We start from the raw sequence: 1,974 nt of genomic DNA, 5'->3' as shown, positions 1-1,974 counted from the left end.
CGCCCGTGCCCTACGAGAAGAAGCCCCTCGACGTGCAGCTGTGGCTCGGCCGCGTCGGCGGATCGAGCGCCGAGATCTGCTACGAGGTCTTCAGCCCGGTCGGCAGCGAACCGCAGGTGAAGTACGCACGTGCCTCGGCGGTCGTGGTGCTCGTCGACACGGCGTCTGGCCGTCCCACCCGGTTGCCGGATGAGGTGCGCAGCGTGTGGGCGCCCTACATCGAGGAGCCAATCGCTTTCAGCCGTCGCTGAGGTGAGAGCGCCCCGCTGGGCGGCGCGATGGGGGAGACTGGAGGATGGCCTTCTGGCCGGACTGGGAGCCTGATGAACACGACCTCGACCACGCCGACCGCGTTCGCCCGCGACGCCTACCCGTACCTGCGCCACAACGCCGACCGCGCCTATCTCGACTCGGCGGCCACGTCGCAGCGTCCGGATGCCGTGCTGGCGGCCGAGGACGCGTTCGCCCGCACGGAGTACGCGGCCGTGCATCGCGGATCCAGCATGGCGACCGGGGAGGCGACCTGGGCGTTCGAGGGTGCGCGCGAGCGGATCGCCCGGTTCGTGGGCGCGGGGGAGCGCGAGATCGTGTTCGCCGAGAACGCCACGGACGCGCTGAACGTGATCGCGCTCGGTCTGTCGGACGCCGCGACCTTCGGCGCGCCCCACCTGGCGCTCGGCCCGGGGGACGAGATCGTGGTGACGGAGGCCGAGCACCACGCCAATCTCATCCCGTGGCAGCGCCTCGCGCGCCGCACAGGAGCGACGCTGCGCGCCGTGCCCGTGGACGAGCGCGGTCTGTGGTCGGTCGACGATCTCGCCGCGATCGTGAGCGAGCGGACGCGCCTCGTGGCCTTCGCGCACGTGTCCAACGTCACGGGGTACATCGCTCCCGTGGCCGACGTCGTGCAGATCGCCGGGGAGGCGGGCGCGCTCACCGTGCTGGACGCGTGCCAGTCGGCTCCGCATCTGCCGCTGGACCTCGGAGCGCTCGGCGTCGACTTCGCCGCGTTCTCGTCGCACAAGATGCTCGGCCCCACCGGCATCGGCGCCCTCTACGGCCGCGCCGAGCTGCTGGACCAGCTTCCGCCGGCCCGCACCGGCGGGTCGACGATCACCACGGTGACGATCGACGACGCGCAGTTCCTGCCGGCGCCGCAGCGCTTCGAGGCGGGAACCCAGCCCGTGACCCAGGCGGTCGGCTTCGGCGCCGCCGCCGAGTACCTGTCGGAGATCGGCATGGAGCGGGTGCGCGCGCACGAGGCGGAGATGGCGGGACAGCTCGTCGACGCCGTGGCGGCGGTGCCGGGTGTCGAACTCGTCGGGCCGGAGGTCGGGGCAGAGCGCGCGGGTCTGGTGAGCTTCGTGGTCGACGGCGTGCACGCGCACGACGTGGGGCAGTTCCTCGACGACCGCGGCATCACGGTGCGCACGGGGCATCACTGCGCCCAGCCGCTGCACCGCAGGCTCGGGGTCGCCGCGACCACTCGCGCGAGCGCGTACGTCTACACGAGCGCGGACGACGTCGCGCGCTTCGCCGCGGCCCTCGCCGAGGTGCGCACCTTCTTCGGAGCTGACCGATGAGCGCCGAGCTGGAGGAGCTGTACCGCGAGCTGATCCTCGACCATTCCCGCAATCCGCAGGGCAAGGGCGATCCGGCCACGACCGCCCACACGCATCACGAGCTCAACCCGTCGTGCGGCGACGAGATCACGATGGGCGTGACGGTCGACGCGGACGGGCGCATCGAGCGCCTCGTCTGGGATGGTCAGGGCTGTAGCATCTCGATGGCTTCGGCATCGGTCATGACGGACCTGCTCTCCGGCGCCCGGAAGCCGGATGCGCTCAAGCGCGTCGAGGAGTTCCGCACCATGCTGCGCGCGCGCGGCGCAGGCGACCCGCCCGAGTCGCTGGAGGACGCCGCGGCCTTCCAGGGGGTCGCGAGGTACGTGATGCGCATCAAGTGCGCGATGCT

At 71.9% G+C, this 1,974-nt stretch carries 3 protein-coding genes; all 3 read left to right on the top strand.

Annotation, left to right across the window (positions count from 1 at the left end; translation table 11 throughout):
• On the top strand, positions 1-251 hold a 251-nt coding region (locus tag RIF89_RS14505), incomplete at its 5' end, for an acyl-CoA thioesterase (protein ID WP_375294492.1).
• Between the two features lie 72 nt (positions 252-323).
• Positions 324-1,583 carry a SufS family cysteine desulfurase gene (locus RIF89_RS14500; RefSeq protein ID WP_309069782.1) on the top strand — a complete coding sequence of 420 codons (1,260 nt, stop codon included), beginning with the start codon at positions 324-326 and terminating at the stop codon, positions 1,581-1,583.
• A partial coding sequence (gene sufU, locus RIF89_RS14495) for a Fe-S cluster assembly sulfur transfer protein SufU (RefSeq protein WP_309069781.1) occupies positions 1,580-1,974 on the top strand: 395 nt, incomplete at its 3' end. The genes RIF89_RS14500 and sufU, both read left to right, overlap by 4 nt.

This window comes from Microbacterium sp., assembly GCF_031178525.1.
Taxonomy (GTDB): Bacteria; Actinomycetota; Actinomycetes; order Actinomycetales; family Microbacteriaceae; genus Microbacterium.
This window is presented reverse-complemented; position numbering and strand designations above follow the sequence as displayed.

Bases quoted from the DNA above. Each gene is read 5' to 3' on its own strand.
- RIF89_RS14500 (WP_309069782.1), top strand. From the start codon at position 324: ATGAACACGACCTCGACCACGCCGACCGCGTTCGCCCGCGACGCCTAC.